Origin of the sequence: Roseivirga sp. (genome assembly GCF_049099775.1) — a bacterium.
Taxonomy (GTDB): Bacteria; Bacteroidota; Bacteroidia; order Cytophagales; family Cyclobacteriaceae; genus Roseivirga.
In genome coordinates this window covers 1-18,835 of sequence record NZ_JAGDZM010000006.1, presented here as the reverse complement: position 1 = coordinate 18,835, position 18,835 = coordinate 1, and the positions used below count along the sequence as shown (strand labels likewise).

14 protein-coding genes and 1 pseudogene are annotated in these 18,835 nt (G+C 38.9%); 13 read left to right on the top strand and 2 right to left on the bottom strand.

Going from position 1 to position 18,835, the window contains the following annotated elements:
- The first annotated feature begins 27 nt into the window (after positions 1-27).
- The 4 genes and pseudogenes from hisS (at position 28) to JXQ92_RS10550 (ending at position 4,596) form a co-directional block, all read left to right on the top strand.
- Positions 28-1,395, top strand: a complete 1,368-nt coding sequence (gene hisS / locus JXQ92_RS10565) for a histidine--tRNA ligase (protein WP_421986587.1) — start codon at positions 28-30, stop codon at positions 1,393-1,395.
- 72 nt (positions 1,396-1,467) lie between these two features.
- The gene (locus JXQ92_RS10560) at positions 1,468-3,231 is read left to right on the top strand and encodes a gliding motility-associated C-terminal domain-containing protein (protein ID WP_421986586.1); all 1,764 of its coding nucleotides are present in this window, start codon (positions 1,468-1,470) and stop codon (positions 3,229-3,231) included.
- 13 nt (positions 3,232-3,244) lie between these two features.
- A pseudogene (locus tag JXQ92_RS10555) lies at positions 3,245-3,586 on the top strand (YbaB/EbfC family nucleoid-associated protein); the annotation flags it as partial.
- A complete protein-coding gene (locus JXQ92_RS10550) occupies positions 3,586-4,596 on the top strand; it encodes a glycosyltransferase family 2 protein (RefSeq protein ID WP_421986585.1) in 1,011 nt (336 codons plus the stop codon). The pseudogene JXQ92_RS10555 and the gene JXQ92_RS10550, both read left to right, overlap by 1 nt.
- Here JXQ92_RS10550 and JXQ92_RS10545 read toward each other — a convergent pair.
- Positions 4,593-4,811: a PspC domain-containing protein gene (locus JXQ92_RS10545; protein WP_421986584.1), complete on the bottom strand. Its 219-nt coding sequence runs from the start codon at positions 4,809-4,811 to the stop codon at positions 4,593-4,595. The two genes, JXQ92_RS10550 and JXQ92_RS10545, sit on opposite strands and share 4 nt — an antisense overlap.
- 115 nt (positions 4,812-4,926) lie before the next feature.
- Here JXQ92_RS10545 and JXQ92_RS10540 point away from each other — a divergent pair, with 115 nt between their 5' ends.
- From JXQ92_RS10540 to JXQ92_RS10525, 4 genes are all read left to right on the top strand, one after another.
- On the top strand, positions 4,927-6,702 hold the full coding sequence (locus tag JXQ92_RS10540; RefSeq protein ID WP_421986583.1) for a hypothetical protein: 1,776 nt from the start codon (positions 4,927-4,929) through the stop codon (positions 6,700-6,702).
- 138 nt (positions 6,703-6,840) lie between these two features.
- Positions 6,841-7,818, top strand: coding sequence for a pyruvate dehydrogenase complex E1 component subunit beta (locus tag JXQ92_RS10535; RefSeq protein WP_421986582.1), 978 nt, complete (start codon positions 6,841-6,843; stop codon positions 7,816-7,818).
- 57 nt (positions 7,819-7,875) lie between these two features.
- Positions 7,876-8,376 (top strand): hypothetical protein, encoded by a 501-nt coding sequence (locus JXQ92_RS10530; protein WP_421986581.1) that lies wholly within the window; start codon positions 7,876-7,878, stop codon positions 8,374-8,376.
- Positions 8,377-8,433: 57 nt separating this feature from the next.
- Positions 8,434-9,156, top strand: coding sequence for a hypothetical protein (locus JXQ92_RS10525; protein WP_421986580.1), 723 nt, complete (start codon positions 8,434-8,436; stop codon positions 9,154-9,156).
- Positions 9,157-9,160: 4 nt separating this feature from the next.
- On the opposite strand, the gene ffh is transcribed toward JXQ92_RS10525, so the two are convergent.
- Positions 9,161-10,495, bottom strand: coding sequence for a signal recognition particle protein (gene ffh, locus JXQ92_RS10520; RefSeq protein WP_421986579.1), 1,335 nt, complete (start codon positions 10,493-10,495; stop codon positions 9,161-9,163).
- Between the two features lie 137 nt (positions 10,496-10,632).
- On the opposite strand from ffh, the gene JXQ92_RS10515 reads away from it, so the two are divergent.
- The 5 genes from JXQ92_RS10515 to JXQ92_RS10495 all read left to right on the top strand — a co-directional run.
- Positions 10,633-13,086 carry a YfhO family protein gene (locus JXQ92_RS10515; RefSeq protein ID WP_421986578.1) on the top strand — a complete coding sequence of 818 codons (2,454 nt, stop codon included), beginning with the start codon at positions 10,633-10,635 and terminating at the stop codon, positions 13,084-13,086.
- A 14-nt stretch (positions 13,087-13,100) separates the two neighbouring features.
- Positions 13,101-14,315 carry a glycosyltransferase gene (locus JXQ92_RS10510; protein ID WP_421986577.1) on the top strand — a complete coding sequence of 405 codons (1,215 nt, stop codon included), beginning with the start codon at positions 13,101-13,103 and terminating at the stop codon, positions 14,313-14,315.
- Positions 14,316-14,840 carry a methyltransferase domain-containing protein gene (locus JXQ92_RS10505; RefSeq protein WP_421986576.1) on the top strand — a complete coding sequence of 175 codons (525 nt, stop codon included), beginning with the start codon at positions 14,316-14,318 and terminating at the stop codon, positions 14,838-14,840.
- Positions 14,841-16,319: a polysaccharide biosynthesis C-terminal domain-containing protein gene (locus JXQ92_RS10500; protein WP_421986575.1), complete on the top strand. Its 1,479-nt coding sequence runs from the start codon at positions 14,841-14,843 to the stop codon at positions 16,317-16,319.
- A gap of 121 nt (positions 16,320-16,440) precedes the next feature.
- Positions 16,441-18,835 (top strand): LamG-like jellyroll fold domain-containing protein (locus JXQ92_RS10495; protein WP_421986574.1); only part of this gene is annotated, 2,395 nt, incomplete at its 3' end.

The window sequence follows — 18,835 nt, the reverse complement described above, 5'->3', positions numbered from 1 at the left end:
TAGTAGTTTTGACCAAAATAAAAGCAGATGGCGCAAAAACCTTCACTACCCAAAGGCACTAGAGATTTCGGTCCAGTGCAGATGTACAGAAGAGATTACATTCTGAATGCGATTAAACATGTATTCAAGAAGTATGGCTTTATGCCTTTGGAAACTCCTGCTATGGAAAACTTAAGTGTATTGACTGGTAAATATGGCGATGAAGGTGATCAGCTTTTATTCAGAATCTTGAATTCTGGAGATTTCTTGAGTAGTACTACTGAGGATGACTTAAAAAATGGATCAAAATCCATTTTACCAAAAATCACTAAAAAAGGTTTGAAGTATGACTTAACTGTGCCATTTGCGAGGTACGTAGTCATGAATAGAAATGACATCGCATTTCCGTTTAAACGTTATCAAATCCAACCTGTTTGGCGGGGAGATCGTCCACAAAAAGGTAGATATCAGGAGTTTTATCAGTGTGACGCTGATGTAGTAGGTACTGACTCATTAATTTGCGAAGCAGAACTTTTATCAATTGTTGAAGAGGTTTTTGAGCAATTAAACTTCTCTGATTATCAAGTCTCTCTTAGCAGTAGAAAAATATTAGAGGGAATTGCGGAAATATGTGGGGCTTCTGATCAATTCTCTGTTTTTTGTACCATTTTAGATAAACTGGACAAGATTGGTTTAGAGAGAGTAGTCGAAGAACTCGAAAAGGTAGGGCTCAACAATCAATCCACTGATAAACTAAAAGAGGTGCTTGCCCTCAATGGCAATAATGCTCAGCTAATAGAGAAATTAAGCTCTTATTTTAATGATTCAGCAGTTGGACTAGAAGGCATTTCTGAAGTAGAAGAAACGCTTGCTCATTTTAAAAACTTAGGAGCTAAGGGCAACAATATTAAAGTAGATTTTACACTAGCGCGTGGTCTATCCTACTATACAGGCATGATCTATGAAGTAAAACCAACTTCCATAAACATGGGAACGATCACTGCGGGTGGGCGGTACGACAATCTTACAGGCGTTTTTGGCATGTCCGGCGTTTCAGGAGTTGGTATTTCTTTCGGTATTGACAGAATTTATGATACGCTCGAAGAATTAGAATTGTTCCCAGACAACCAGGCGCAAGCGACCAAGGTACTCATCACAAATTTCGATAAAGCGTCTGAAAATAAGGCCGTCCAAATTTTAGGGCAGTTGCGAAAGTCAAATATCTCTAGCGAAATTTTTCCTGAATCGACTAAACTGAAAAAGCAGATGACTTATGCCGACAAAAAGAGCATCCCGTATGTAATTATGGTTGGATCTAGAGAAATTGAAACCGGAGTTTATACACTGCGTAACATGATTAATGGTGAACAAGATGCACTTGATTTAGACAGTTTGATCTCTAAACTAAAGGATTGATTCAAGTGTTGTTCGCTAGCCAAACCGCCAGAATTACTATTTTTGAATAAGTTTCGGCAAAAAGCACCGTTTATGACACGAAGTGTCATGTCTAATTTGAATCAAACATCTTCCCAAATACTTATTCTTAAGCTCAGCTTACTATTGAGTTTTATTTGCCTTTTAGGAAATAATAAGGCAAATGCACAGCAGGTGGGCGTAAATGGTGATTTTCAACTTGCTCATACAGCCGGATGTGCCCCTTTTACAGTCAGGCCAGAATTACTATTTGCTGTTACGACTGAACCCGTGCTGTATTATTACGAAAACACGTTGGACCCAAACGACTGCTCAGAAAATATAAACCAAAACCCGTCGGCCTGCGTGGATGTAGCAGCAACTGCCGACACACAATTCACTTTTAATACTCCGGGTGTCTATTACATAGTTCAAACAATTGGCACTATCCCCACGCCACGCGTCGATTATATAAAAGTGACTGTTTTCGAAGACAGAGCTCCTTTCGTAGGCATTTCTACTTGCAGCAACAATGAAGCTTTGTTTGTTTTTGACTTCTCTGGCGACTTTTTTGACTACTACGATATCGATTTTGGTGATGGAACCACCATGCAATATCAAAAAACAGGCAGCAACATCTTTACGCACACCTACCCTCAATCAGGAACATACCCTATAACCATCGAAGGACAACTTGTTACAGGAGACAATGCTTCTTGCGATTTAATCCGAAGAGAAGAGATTATAACTTTTGACAGAATTCCTGAACCAACCATAGATAGTCTAATCATAGAAAATGACATTGAGGCGAACATCTATTATCAACCGCTTAATGAACTCTTAGTCTATAACTTAGAGATTGACCGAGGAAACGGCTTTGAGTTTTTCCAACCACTCCCCACTCAGGCAAACCCTAATGGCTTTCTTATCCGAGATGTCTCTTTAGATTTTCGAAACGAGTCCTATCGTTTCAGAATTGAAGCCACTGATAATTGTGGCTCAGCATCCGTTTTTGCAGAACCAATATCAAGTATCGCGTTCAATTCTGATTTGAGTGCTTTTAACAATGGAATTGAAGTAGGACTAGTTTGGGAAATATCATCAATAGGGTTCAATGCACTAGATTATTTCATTGGCGGCATTTTCGATCAAACCTTCAATACGCCGACAAACTCAAATAACTTTACCGTCTCATTTAATAGCTGTGTCGACTTTGAAGAGCTATTTCTAGAGCACATTTTTAATGGCAAACTCTCAAGAAGTATCAGACTAATTCCTTTCGAAGGCGAAAACTTAGAGCTCCCACCGATTCCACCTCCCGATGCTGATCTCAGCGGTTTGGGGATAGTGTTAAATTTCCAATCACCTTTGTTTCCTGCTAATAGTTATCAGATTCTCAGAAGAAATCAAGCTGGTGTATTTGAACAAATTGGTACTTCTACCAATAATACATTCACAGATTCTGCTGTACCAACGGGCATTGCACAGGCATGCTATGCGATCCGATATGTTGATGCGTGTGGAAATATCTCTGAAACAAGCCCTGAAACTTGCATTACTGTTTCCGGTCTAATAAGGGTACCATCTGCTTTTAGCCCTAATGCTGATGGTGTAAACGATACTTTTAGTGTAGGAGAAGGCATTTTTGTCTCTTTTGACATGACTATTTATAATAGATGGGGCACAATAGTTTTTAGATCAAACAACCCAAATGCAGGCTGGCAGGGCACTTATGATGGCAAACCAGCGCCAATCGGAACATATACCTACAGAATCTCGTTTAAAAACGCCGATAACGTACCTATCTCAAAAACAGGAACTTTTATTTTAATTCGATAGATTTGGCAAAAATTTCAGGAGCATGTTTGACATGATGAAAATGATGGGCAAGGTCAAAGAGATGCAGGCCAAGATGAAAGAAGCCCAAGAAAGACTAGAGTTCATTCAAGATACTGGCGAAGCTGGTGGCGGAATGGTCAAGGCTACCGTAAATGGAAAAAAACAAGTCATTTCTGTAGATATTGATGAAAGTCTTTTGGTAAAAGAAGACAGAGAAATGGTGCAAGACCTTACCGTGGCAGCCATAAACAATGCCCTTGAAAAAGTAGATATTAAGGCCAAAGAAGAAATAAAAAATAGCACTGAAGGAATTCTCCCTAATATTCCAGGAATGGACTTTGGGAATATGTTCTAATGGAAAAACTTTCTGTTGTTCTACTCAATTTTAATGGTCAGCACCATTTAAAAAACTTCCTACCTTCTGTTACGCAATACAGCAAGCCCTATCAAGTAGTGGTTGTAGATAACGGTTCTACTGATGATTCTGTAGCATTTATAGAAAGTAGTTACCCTGATGTTCAACTCATTAAATTCAAAGAAAATCACGGTTTTAGCGGTGGCTACAATAAAGCCTTAGGCCTACTCGATTCAGAATATGTAGTGCTTTTAAATACTGACGTAGAAGTTACTCCTAATTGGATAAACCCAGTTTTAGAGCAATTGGAGAGCAGTGAAGATATTAAAGCCGCCCAACCTAAAATTCTAGATCAGAAAGCAAAAGAATATTTTGAATACGCAGGTGCATCTGGGGGTTATATCGACGACCTAGGCTACCCACTTTGCCGAGGGCGTATTTTTCAAACGATAGAGAAGGATAATGGCCAATATGATGAGGCAGGAGAAGTTTTCTGGGCCTCAGGGAGTTGCCTGTTCGTCGATCGCAAAACTTATCTTGATTTAGGAGGTCTCGATGTTGACTTCTTTGCGCATATGGAGGAAATAGACCTTTGCTGGCGCATTTGGAGGTCGCACTATAGAATCATGGTTGTTCCGAAAAGCACAGTTTATCACGTTGGTGGTGGAACGCTTGATAAGTCGAAACCCAAAAAGACTTACCTCAATTTTCGAAATGGTTTGAGCCTGCTCATAAAAAATGAAGATGGATTGAAGTTAATTTGGAAATTACCGTTACGGATTTTTTTAGATTGGGTGGCTCTGATTAAATTTTCAATAGAAAGTGGCCCTCAGCACGGATTAGCTATTTTGAAGGCTCATATTCATACGTTAATTCATTTCAGCAAAACCTTCAAGAAGCGAGAAGCCTTAAAAAACCACCCGAAAATCCCTAGGCTAAAAGGATGGATAATCATATCCTATTTTGTTTCAGGTCGAAAAAAATACAGTCAACTTAGAAAAGAGACTTAATTATACCACACTGGATTTCTTCTTCTACGAAGGTGTTTACGGAAATTAATCACCCACGCCAAAGACAAATAAATTATCACTGGAGATCCAAAAGTCAGGAACGACGCGTAAATAAAGAAAAGGCGGATACTAGAGGTGGAAAAATTGAGCTTCTCACCTAGCTTAGTACAGACGCCAAATGCCTGATTTTCAAAAAATTGCTGGATTCTCTCCATTTACGTTTAATTTATTGCGAATTTATAAACAAAATATCAATCGCAGAATCGGAATCTACTAAAAAATTCTTAAACTTGCAGCCTGTTTAAACAGACAAAAACAATCCAAATTCTTATGAAAACCCAAACTGCTAAAATTATTTTTCCTGTTCTACTCATCGGAATACTCTCATTTTCAGGGTGTGCTTTGAGTCAAATGAAAAAAGCAGCAAAAAATCAGGAACTGGTAGTTACGCCTAGTCCTCTTGAAGTTCACGCTGATACAGTGCGCTTTGACATGACAGCCAACCTTCCGCTTAAAATGCTGAAACCAAAGAAAGTTTATCAACTGAATTCTTTCTACAGATATGGTACTCAAGAAAGAGCTTTGAAGAAAATTGAATTCAAAGCAACTGATTATCCTAATTCTGATACTGAGCAACCAAAAGTGAGTGAGTCTTACGTCTTCCCTTACAGAAAAGGAATGGAAAGAGGTAATATTGAGATCCAAGGTCGCGCTATCAACCCTAAATCTGGAAACTATTTAGAAACTGACAGATTGGCGATTGCTGAAGGTCTAATTACTACATCAAAATTAGTACAACCTTCTTACTATGCATCTTACGCTAACCACGGTTACAATGACCAAGAAGAATTAATTCCTACTAACGTAGAGTTCTTTTTCGATCAAGGTAAGTCTGTTTTCAGAGCAACTGAGCAATCAAGTGACAGAGGAGCACAATTCGCAGCGTTTATAGCTGAGAAAAATATTACAAGAACTGTTACAATTGTAGGTTCTCACTCTCCTGAAGGAAAAGAAACTATTAACTCTGAATTAGCTCAAGAAAGAGCAGATGCTATTGAAGCATGGTACAGAGAGCAAATGGACAAATATGACTACCAAGGAATGGCTAGCAACATTAGGTTTATCATCAAGCCTGTTGTGCAAGACTGGAGTGGTTTAAAAGCAATGCTTGCAAGCTACGATGGCATTTCATCAAGTCAGAAATCAGAATGGAATAGCATCATCAATGGTTCTGGTTCTTTCGAACAAAAAGAAAAGGAGCTTCAAAAGCTTAGTACTTACAAGCAGGTTTTCAAGGAAGTTTATCCTATGTTAAGAACTGCTACCACTGAGGTTTTAACTGTTAAGCCTAAAAAATCTAAAGCTGAAATTGCTTCACTTGCATTAAGTTCTCCTAACAGTCTTACTGTTGATGAGTTAGCTTATGCCGCAGCAAACAATCCTTCTCTCGAAGAGAAAAAATCAATTTACGAAGCTGCAGCTAAGAAAGATGACACTTGGATTATCCACAACAACTTAGGAGCTGTTACTATGCAAATGGCAATGAGTGCTAGCGGAAGGTCTCAAAGAAATATGTTGACTACGGCAACTAACCACTTCAACATTTCTAATCAAAAGAATGCTAACGCTGAAGCACAAGCAAACTTAGGAATGGTACTAGCAATGCAAGGCAACCTTTGGGGAGCACATGCCGCACTTACTAAAGCCGCTGGAATGAACCCTGGTAATGATGTAAGACAAGGCGTGAACGGTGCTAAAGGATCAGTCGAAATTATGGTAGGTCGTTATGACTTAGCAATTGCTTCTTTAAACAGAGCTTCTTCTTCATCTGTTGATCAATTCAACAAAGGTCTAGTTCAGTTATTGAGAAAAGACTTTAGAAATGCGCAAACTACTTTAGAAAGCGTAATATCTAAAGACAGAGGTTATGTATTGGCGCACTATGCTGCTGCAATTGCCGCTGCAAGACAAGACAACGAGAACAAGCTTATTGAGCACTTAAGAAACGCTGTAAATGCTGACGCTTCATTGAAGACAAAAGCGGTTACTGACCTTGAGTTCAGAGCTTATTCTGGAACTGATGCTTTCATCAACTTGATGAAGTAATCTACGGTAAAAACACAATTTTGAAAAGCCCCTTCGATTGATCGAAGGGGCTTTTTTATTACCTCATTTAATGACCTATTCTGTCTTGCTAATTGACAGTTGAATGTTTATTTTTACGGCCCTTAACATAACAATTTCATGAGAGTCATACAGTTCAGAGAAGCACTTAGAGAAGCTATGTCAGAAGAGATGAGAAGAGATGATAAAATCTTTCTCATGGGTGAAGAAGTTGCAGAGTACAATGGTGCCTACAAGGTTAGTCAAGGCATGCTCGATGAGTTTGGCGCAGAACGCGTGATAGACACTCCTATTGCTGAACTTGGGTTTGCTGGCATAGGAGTTGGTGCAGCTATGAATGGCCTAAGACCACTGATAGAATTCATGACATTCAACTTCTCGCTTGTTGCCATTGACCAAGTGATCAACTCTGCGGCAAAGATGATGTCAATGTCAGGTGGGCAATTTCAAGTGCCAATTGTTTTTAGAGGCCCTACTGGTAATGCTGGTATGTTAAGTTCACAACATTCTCAGAACTTCGAGAATTGGTTTGCGAATACACCAGGGTTGAAAGTTGTTGTTCCTTCAAATCCATATGACGCGAAAGGACTATTGAAATCTTCTATTAGAGATAATGATCCGGTAATTTTTATGGAGTCAGAATTAATGTATTCTGACAAAGGAGAAGTGCCTGAGGGTGAATATTTACTTCCAATTGGCCAGGCACACATAGTGAAAGAAGGCTCTGACGTTACTTTACTTTCATTCGGTAAAATGATGAAGATTGTAGACGAGGCGGCAATTGAATTAGCTAAAAATGGAATCAATGCTGAAGTAATTGATTTACGATCAGTAAGACCAATCGACTACAAAACAATTATTGAATCTGTTAAGAAAACAAACAGACTTGTAATTGTAGAAGAGGCATGGCCTTTGGCTTCAATCTCAACAGATATTGCCTTTAATGTTCAGAAAGACGCATTTGATTATTTGGATGCTCCGGTAAAACGAGTAAATAGTTTGGATTTACCACTTCCATATGCACCAACACTAATTGATGCGATTTTACCAAATGTGAAAAGAACAATTGACGCTGTAGATGCAGTGATGTATAGATAAAAAATCTTATTCCAAAAAAAAGCCAGATCTTCCGTCTGGCTTTTTTTATGTTTAAATATGAATAGGTTAATCCTAATAGCAGGCGTGAGTAGGTCAGGAAAATCGAGTTTGGCCGAAAGACTTGCTAGCGAACTTCCAGCATCAATTGTCATACATCAGGATAACTATATTCTCCCGCTCGACAAATTACCCAAGATTAAAGACAGAATAGATTGGGAAAAACGCGAGACTATAGATTGGTTCAGGTTGAAAAATGACTTACACGGCCACAAGAAATCGTACCAATACATCCTTCTTGAGGGAATTTTTGCCTTATCCGATAAGGAAATACTCAAGCAATCGGCAATGAAAATCGCACTTTCAATTACGAAGAACGAGTTCATTAAAAGAAGAAAAATGGAGCAACGATGGGGTGACGAACCCGATTGGTTCTACGACCATGTATGGGAAAGTCACCTGATCAACCATAACCCACATGGAGCGATTTTAGATGAGACATTCTGTAATATTTCAGAATTACAATACTCAGAACTTAAAGAGAAAATCAGGCTCCTGTAGCCAGAAATTTGTTTCTCTAAAATCATTTCAATAGATTAACGAAAAATTTAGTTGATCTTGAAATCCAACCTACAATTCGGCCTATTATCGCTTTTAATTTTGATAAGCGCGTGTTCACGACCTGAACCTATTGAAGAAAAGGAAGAATTCGTTCCTCCACCACCAGTAGAGAAAGTCGCTGATTTTGATTCTGATATGCCAGCGTACAAGTTTGAACTTGCCTCTCTTTCATTAAACATCAACGTGGCAGATATCGACCACAGGGTCTTTAAGCACTTTGGCGAATTCTATACAGAAGACTTTAATATTTATAGGCTCGACAGAATCGATTATTTAGCGGAGGCTTACTTTATCAACGAAGTCAACCTTTATTTTATCGATAGTCTTTTAGTGAAAATTCAAGCTTATTTAAAAGAAGATCGTACCAATGAATTTATCAGGAAGTATGGCAGTGCAAAAATTTCAATTGACGATTATCACAATAAGAGCCTTTTAAAATCTGAGAAGGTCGTTACAAAGAAGGACGGTAAATATCAGATTAACGAAAAGCTTGATGCATACACTTTGAAGTGGATCAGAAAAGAGCTAGATATCTCATATGAGGTGAGCAAAAAAGCTGATACAGGTGCCATAATGGAATCCCAAGAAATAAGATCATTCGATGACAAACGTCAACGTTATAAACTCACCTTCCAGACTAAAGATTACGAAAATCAATTAGCATGGGTGAAATACGAATCGTTTCAGAATTCTAAAAAGAAGAAAAGGGCTAGAAGGTAATTTATTACCTTTTTCCAGCCATGTTAGCCAACCCTGACATGGCGCGCTTACCTCCCATTTTATTCATGGCTTTCATCATTTTACGCATATCAGCAAACTGCTTCATCAGATTATTCACCTGCTGAATAGAAGTACCAGATCCTGTTGCAATACGTTTTCTTCTACTGCCATTAAGGATATCTGGGTTGGCTCTTTCGTCCTTTGTCATGGATTTAATAATTGCCTCAATTGGCTTGAAGGAATCATCGTCAATATCAATGCCTTTTAAAGCTTTACCCATTCCGGGGATCATACCCATTAAGTCTTTCAGGTTACCCATCTTCTTGATTTGCTCAAGCTGAGATAAGAAATCATCAAAATCGAATTTATTCTGACGGATTTTCTTGTTTAGTTTCTTAGCCTCTTCTTCATCGAAAGACTGCTGGGCTTTCTCAACAAGTGAAACAACATCGCCCATACCGAGAATTCGGTTGGCCATACGATCAGGGTGGAAAACATCAATGGCTTCCATCTTTTCTCCTGTAGAGATGTATTTGATTGGCTTCTCTACAACTGTTCTGATGGAAAGGGCCGCACCACCTCGAGAATCACCATCTAACTTGGTGAGCACAACACCATCGAAGTTAAGGCGTTCATTGAAGGTTTTTGCAGTATTCACAGCATCTTGACCAGTCATTGAATCCACCACGAACAATGTCTCTGATGGATTTACTGCCGCTTTCAAGGCTTCAATTTCTTGCATCATTACCTCATCTACAGCTAAACGACCCGCTGTATCGACAATGACAATTTTCTTTCCGGTAGCCTTTGCGTGCTTTATCGCATTATTGGCAATCTCAATAGCATTCTTATTCTCAGGCTCAGCATAAACGTCAACCTCAATTTGCTCGCCTAATACTCTTAGCTGATCAATTGCAGCTGGTCGATAGATATCGCAGGCCGTAAGCATTACTTGGCGACCTTGAGATTTTAACATTCTGGCCAGTTTTCCAGAAAAGGTAGTTTTACCAGATCCTTGTAAACCAGAAATAAGGATAACCGCAGGGTCACCTTTTACATCCATGTCTACCTTAGAACCACCCATCATTTGGGTAAGCTCTTCACTTACAATTTTAGTAAGTAACTGACCAGGTGATACAGAGATTAAAACATCTCTGCCGAGTGCCTCTGCTTTAATACGGTCAGTTACATCTTTTGCAACCTTGAAGTTTACATCAGCATCAATTAAAGCCCTTCTGATCTCTTTGACCGTTGTTGCCACGTTGATCTCGGTAATCTTTCCTTGCCCTTTTAGGGTTTTAAAGGCTCTATCTAACTTTCCACTTAAACTTTCGAACATATCTGCCTGTAATTTGGGCTGTAAAATTAGCCAAAAAATCGGTCATTAAAAGTAGGAAAGCACTGATTTGACTAGCAAAACCTTTCTAATTACAAGCCTTATCTAGATATTGCCATCAATAACTCAAAGGATACAAAATGAGAAAGATCAATTTCAAGAAAGACGTACTTCCACACCTTGTTGCAATTACTATTTTCCTTGCCCTTACGTTGCTCTTTTTCAAGCCCGCTTTCTTCGATGGACAAAGTCTTTATCAAGGCGACATTGAACAATGGAAGGCCAGTGCTACTGAGATTTTAGATCACCGAGAGGCTACTGGCGAAGAAGGCCTTTGGACTAACTCTATTTTCGGCGGTATGCCAGCTTATATGATCAGTGTAAAATGGGGAAACCAACTGATAAAATTTGCACACGCCGTATACACTTTAGGCTTACCTCACCCGGCAAGAATTCTTTTTGCCACTATGCTAAGCTTCTATATAATGCTCCTTTGCTTTAAAGTAAGGCCGTATTTAGCCATTATCGGCGCTATCGCCTTTGGTTGCTCATCCTATCACCTTATAGGGTTTACGGCAGGTCACAACGCCCGTATTTCAGCAGTTTCATTTATGCCTTTAGTAATAGGTGCAATGCACCTGTGCTTTACTAAATACAAATGGCTGGGAGGTAGTTTGACTGCTCTTGCGCTAGCCATGCAACTTCGCGTGAATCATATTCAGATGACTTACTACCTCGTTTTTGTCATCGTTATTTATGGTATAATTCAACTTATTTATCATTTCCGAGAGGGAGAACTAAAACATTTCCTGCAAAGAGCTGCCCTACTTGTCGTAGCGGCTATACTGGCCATTGGTACTTACTTTGGGGAATTCTATGCTACTTACGAGTATGGAAAGTACTCTAATCGAGGTAAGTCAGAGCTAACACAACAAGTCGACCAAGAGAAAAACGAAGATGGACTTTCGAAGTCCTATGCATTCTTATACAGTAATGGCATTTGGGACCCAATTACTTTATTCATACCGAACGCTTTGGGGGGAAGCGTATCTCTTGATAGTGATTCTAACATAGCTGATGGTTTACGCGCTGCTGGAGCAAATGAAACCCAAATAAGACAGCAATTAGCATCTGTTAATGGCACACTTTATTGGGGTAAAGAAAGCCCTACCACCTACTATGCAGGTGCTGTTATGGTGTTTCTTTTTGTAATAGGTATCCTTTTCGTAGAACGAAAATATGTCATATGGTTAGTCGCAGTGGCTGTACTAGGGATCATTCTTAGCTATGGTCGAAATATGGAGAGTTTGAACTTTTTCTTTTTCGATTACTTACCGGGCTATAACAAATTCAGGTCCGTGACATTTACTATGGTCCTTCCAATTTTTGCGATTTCCCTTTTAGGAATGTTAGGGCTTGAAAAACTATTAGAAACTAAACTAGATCGAGCAATTAAAAAGAAATTCTTAATAGCGCTGGGGAGCACTGCAGGTCTAGCCCTTTTACTGACAGTTTTTGCCGGAATTTTTAGTTTCAGAGGTGTAAACGACAATCCACAATGGCCAGAATGGCTGAAAAGCGGTATAATACCAGATCGTAAGAGCGCATTTAGGGCAGATACATTTAGGACATTCATTTTTATAGCCCTGTTCGCTGGTGCTTATTATTTGTACGCTATTGAGAAGCTTTCCAAGAGTATCGCTTTTAGCCTCTTCATTCTAATCGCAGGCTTAGACGTTGTATTACTTGGCAACAGGTTCATTGATAGTAACAGGTTTCAAAACACTTCAGCACAGAGTGAGCAGCCGCTACCTGGAGATCAGTATATCACTCAAAACAAGTCTTTAGGCGATCGTGTGATCGATCTTGGGCCTGGTATTTTCTATGACGCCAGAGCTTCTCGTTTCAACCATTCTATCAACGGATATCATGGTGCGAGAATCAGAAGGTTCCAAGAGCTTTTAGATGCCGACTTACAGAATGAAAGGCTTCAAATGAGACAAGACTACCAGAGCGGAAACCTGAATTTCAGTAATTACGAAACTGTGAATATGCTCAACGGAAGATTTGTAATGGCTAACCCATCTAGCCCTCAAGGCATAAGCATAAATACCGAAGCTAATGGAGCCGCTTGGTTTGTAAAAAACATCGATTTAGTTAACTCACCTGATGACGAGCTTTCGCAAACACAACAAATCGACACGAAAAACACAGCGGTGATTGACCAATCTAAATTTAGCGGACTAGATGCTAATTATAGCCAAAATGGCATCATTGACTTAGTGGAATATCACCCAGGATACTGGAAGTATGAGTCTAACAATTCAGGCAAAGGCCTTGCGATATTTTCAGAAATTCATTACCCAGTCGGTTTTGAAGTGACTATAGACGGTGAGCCAGTTGAAATGCTCCGTGCGAATTATATATTAAGAGCACTCGAGATACCAGCAGGCCAGCATACGGTGGAGTTTAACTTTGCACCGAAGATTTATAAAACAGGTACTGTCGTAATGCAAATATTTTCAATCTTAGTACTGCTACTATTTTTTGCTTCTGTTTATACAACTCTCAACAACTTGTACTCTTTAAAATAGCACAGCTTTCAAAGATGAGAAAGAAAATTTGCATGCTTCTTCATGAGCCTTACCCCAACGATATTCGGGTAAGTAAAGAAGCCAAATCTCTTATAGAGTCTGGTTTTGAAATTCACTTGCTTTGCTTGGGAAGAAAGGGTGAACCAAAGGAAGATACGATAAATGGAATAAAAGTTCATCGAATTCATATTGCTCAGTCTTTTGCTTGGAGAGGTATTTGGGATATTATATTGGCAATTCGTTTCACCCAACCACTGTTTTATAAAAAGCTAAAAGAGCTACAAAAACGCGAAAATTATAAGGCATTTCATATTCATGATTTGCCTCTCGCTAAAACTGCTGTTGACGTAGCAAATAAGTTTCCAGGGGTCAAGACCGTATTGGATATGCACGAGAACTACCCTGAAGCGCTCAAAGTATGGTTCCAATGGAAAAGAAACCCAATTATTCGTTTAAAAAACAATATATTTTTTGGGTTTAATCGGTGGATGGCTTACGAAAAATGGGCATCTAAACATGTCGATCACTTAGTTGTCGTGGTTGACGAAATGAAAACGAGACTTTCTTCACTACATGATATTGATGAAAAGAAAATAGCCATAGTCACCAACACAGAATCTAAAGATTTCCTTGATCAAGAACATATAAAAGATATCTACGACAGAAAAGACAAAGATTTTATTTTGGCCTACACTGGAGGTGTTGGGCCGCATCGCGGAGTTGACGTGGCCGTAAAGGCTTTAAAGCATATTAAAAGTGAGCATGTGAGATTAGAGATTACTGGTACACTCTCAACAGATTCGCGAATTTGGCTGACTGGCCTAGCAGAAGCTGACGGTGTTAAGGATCGAGTGATCATCAACGGCTATCAACCATTTCATAAATTTTTCTCTTACATGGCTCATGCCGATGTCAATCTCATCCCACATAATCGAAATGGCCACACCGACAACACTATCCCACATAAGCTATTTCAAGGAATGATGGTCGAGAAACCAGTTTTGGTCAGTGATGCCCCCCCTTTAAAACGAATAGTGGAAGCGACAAAATCAGGGCTTATTTTTGAGGCGGGTAATGTTAGAGATTTTGCAAATAAAGTCCAGTCCTTGTATGAAGATAAAGAGGCTTACAACAGGTTCATTACTAATGGGAAAGAGGCTACATTAGGTGGTGATTGGAATTGGGAAACCACTGTAAAATCATTAATCAGTTTATATAAAAATCTGTAAATGAAAAGTATTGCAAAAACTGAGCGTGTGAGATTTCAAAACACACTCATATTTTTAGAGAAAAATTTACCCAAAACAGCCAAGATATTGGATTTAGGGACACCTAATGATTTGAGTGCTTTTCTTACACAAAATGGTTATAAGATTGATCACGCTCATGGTCAGGATTTTGATTTACACCCAGAGGTTATAGCTAAAGACGGTTATGACGCTGTAACAATATTTGAGGTATTAGAACACCTGGTTAACCCCATGGGGATTTTACAGGCCATAAAAGCACCGAGGCTTTTTGCCTCCGTACCTTTAGATTTATGGTTTGCCAAGGCATACAACAATAATAAGGATCCCTACGATCGTCATTTCCATGAGTTTGAAGACTGGCAATTTGATTGGTTATTAGAAAAATCAGGATGGGAAATTGTGAATACCGAGAAATGGAATACACCAGTCAGTAAAATTGGTATTAGGCCAATATTAAGACGTTTTACACCTCGTTACTACATGATAGAAGCTAAGAGGCCTTAAATGGGATTAGTTATTAAGCAAAGTATCCGCTCTTCAATTGTCGCTTATTTAGGCGTTGCAATTGGCTACATCAATGTACTTTGGCTTTACCCAACCTACCTTTCTACTGAACAGGTCGGCCTTTTTAGGTTAATTCAAAGTTCGGCCTATTTACTTGCTACGTTCGGCCAAGTTGGCTTAGCACAAAGTTTGATTAAGTTCTTCCCTGAGTTTAAAAAGAATAAGAGCTTTTTATCAGCTATAGTACTAGGAGGCTCCATTGGTTTCCTCCTTCTTTCCGTTCTTTCGCTTGTTTTTCGAGCGCCTATTGTCGACTACTTTTCAAAAGAATCAGAACTGTTTATAGACTACTTTCAAGTCACTGTTCTAATAACTTTCTTAATCATCAATTTTCAGCTATTAGAGGCTTTCTCAAGAAGCCATTTGAAAATTGTCGCGCCCACTGTCCTAAGAGATGTCGGCTTAAGAATTCTTTCGACTTCCATTCTGTTACTTTATGGATTCGAAGTGATAGACTTCCCGGTACTTATTTACTCATTAATTGGAGTATATGGCGTCGTTCTAATCTTCTTAGCTATCCAAGTAAAGCTTTCGCTGAAAGCCTCTTTTTCATTCGATTTTAGCTTTTTGAAAAACGGCGTTTGGAAACGGATCATGAATTTCGGGTTATACTCCGTTGTTGGCGCAGGTGGGACTCAGATAATCCTACAGATTGACAGCATTATGGTTAGTGGTTCTTTGGGGCTCGAAGCAACAGGAATTTATACCATCGCCTTTTTCATTGGGGTGGTAATAGAAATGCCCAAGCGCGCAATTGCACAACTAAGCTCTTCACTTCTCTCTCAATCATTTAATAAAGGGGACATGGTTGCGGTAAAAAAGCTTTACCAGCAAACTTCAATCAACCAAATGATTATAGGCACACTGCTGCTTATTGGCATTTGGTCAAATTTAGATAGTATCTATTCATTTGTGCCCAATGGCGATGAATATATCAATGGATTTAATGTGGTACTATTTATCGCTTTAGGAAAGTTGAGTGATATGATTTTCGGCACCAATGGTGAGATCATTGTGATGTCTAAATATTATAGGTTTAATGTTATTTCTGTTTCTATACTCGCGATTCTCACGATCGTTTTAAACACATTATTAATACCTAAATATGGCATAGATGGCGCTGCAGTAGCCTCCTTTATCGCTATGTTCAGCTTTAACCTTATCAAATTTTATTATGTATGGGTGAAATTTAGAATCCAGCCATTTACAACCTCGACAATTAAGTTTCTTGGTATCGCTGGGGTGGTCCTATTGGCCAATTACCTTCTTCCAGAACTAGATAAGGTGCTATTAGACATCGTTATACGTTCTAGCCTTATTACGGTTTTAATAATAGGTTTAAGTTATTGGATAAAAGTTTCTATAGAAGTGAATGACTTGATTGACAAAGTTTTTCAAAAAACGATTAGACCGAAATAGGCTCTTCTATTAACACTTAACCGATATCCGCCCACCCCAGAAACACTTAAAAAGCTTGCTTAAGCAAGCTTTTCTCACAATATTGTCAGTATTATTTTTCAAATAAAAAACATAATCATTCATGAGATTGAATATTAACAATAAATCCTTTAATAAAAGAGCTCTTATTACCTTGGCTATCAGTCTTATGTCTGCTTTTGCTCTTATCGGACAAGAGGGTTTAGTTGCAAATTATGACTTCAATAATGACTTGTCAGACTTATCTTCTAATTCCGAAGATGCAATACTACAAGGAGGAGCCTTTGGACAAGATCGTTTCTCTAATAACTCAAATGCTTTGACTTTCAGTAGTCACTTAGAGTTAGTCAAACTACCCGCGACTATTATCGATGGACTATCGGATGTGTCCATCTCAGTTTGGTTTAAGACGGATCACGGTGGAGTCATTATTTCTGGAGCTAATTCAACGCGACCAAATGAATATGTAATCCAAGTCCTAGATGATGGTAGAATCTCATCAAACATAAGAAACACTCATAACATACCAGGAATACCCATTTTCGGCACAGCTAATGTCAAAGACAATCAATGGCACCATTTATATCTTTTTAGGAATGGCACCAATGGAGACTCATTTATCTTTGTGGACGGTGTAATAGATGGTCAAGGCAATATGCCATCTGGCTCACTCAGCATAGAAGAAAATGGGCTCTATTTAGGAAATGATCAGGATTGCTTATCAGGTTGTTGGGATATTAATAACCAATGGATAGGTTCGATAGATGATTTGAGGATTTATGATCGAGAACTTACTTCCGAAGAACTAACTCTTCTATCCGATTTTATACCTCCAATCTTTACCTCTGGCTTTACTGAAAACTATTCAGAAAACGGAGTAGGCGCAGCTTATACCGCAATGGCTACGGATGCCAATACCATTACTTACAGTCTCGGTAGTAGTAACGATGAAGCACTGTTTGATATCGGTACTAGCTCAGGGGCAGTAACTTTTAAAATTGCGCCTAACTTTGAGGTGCCTACCAATGCTAATGCCGACAATATTTATATCCTAGAAGTTATTGCCAGTGATGGACTTAACACGGCCAATCAATTAATAAGGTTAACTGTCGTCAACATTAATGAGGTTCCTATCTTTAAATCTTCACCAGCCCTAACCCTGAATAATATCGATGATTATGAATATATTATTGAGGTCGATGATCAAGAAGATGATGAGTTGTCTGTAGAGTGGCTCACTACACCATTACCGTGGTTAAAATTAACGGAAAGTGGACAATATGATGTCTCCACTTTTGCTGGTTCCGGCGTAAGTGGTAGTTCTAATGGCAATGGTCTAGAGGCCAGCTTTAATAACATAGGCAGAATTGTAATTGATCAAGAAGAAAACATATACGTCTTGGACGTTTGGAATAACCGTATTCGTAAAGTGGATAAGGAAGGTAATGTATCTAACTTTGCAGGGACTGGCAATAATGGCTACAAGGACGGGCCAGCCTCTGAAGCTGAATTCAATGGTCTATCAGGAATAGCAATTGACCATGATGGAAACCTCTTTGTTTCAGATTTCTATAATAACGTTATAAGAAAAATAACTAAAAATGGCGTAGTGTCTACTTTTGCTGGTGATGGGCAGGGAGGTTTTATGGATGGTACTGGCTTATCTTCCCGCTTTAATGGTCCATCTGGACTGGATTTTGACGGTGACGGCAACCTATATTTAGCAGATTTAAGGAATAATCGAATAAGGAAAATAGATAAAAACGGGGTAGTAAACACTCTAGCCGGAGGGTTTAGTAGTCAGCATCTTGATGGACAAGGAACAGACGCTCGTTTTGAAAACCCAAAAGACCTGACAATAGATCCTAATGGTAACATTTTTGTCATATCAAATCTACGAATTAGAAAGATTGCCCCTGACGGTATAGTCACTACATTTGCTGGTAACGGAAGTCCAGGGGATGTTAACGGAGTCGGAACAAATGCTCAATTTATTAGGCTTAATGGAATTACCTCAGACAACTCAGGAAACCTTTTCGTAACTGATGAGTCAAATAAAATCAAAAGAATTGGTAAAGATGCTCAGGTAAGTACTCTGATGGGTTCTGGTTTGCAAGCCGAGAGAGATGGTACTGGTAATAATGCAAGCTTTTCAAGACCCTATGATATTTCATTCTCAACCGACAGAACCATTTTTATCACTGATTTCAGTTCAAACGTAATAAGAAAGGCAAAGTTGTTACCCCAAAGGTTAACGGGCAATCCAGCTGGCCAGGCAGGTTTATTTAGCATTACTTTGAAAGTAAGCGATGAAAATAGTATTTCTTCTGAGCAAAGTTTTAATCTGGAGGTAAAAGATATAACAAAACCAGTGTTCACTTCTCCTACTATTATGACCTTTCGTGAAAATGAAGTTAGTATTTCCTATACTAGTGTAGCCACCGATAATAATACCATCACCTATAGCCTTGGAAGTAGCAACGATGAAGCATTATTCG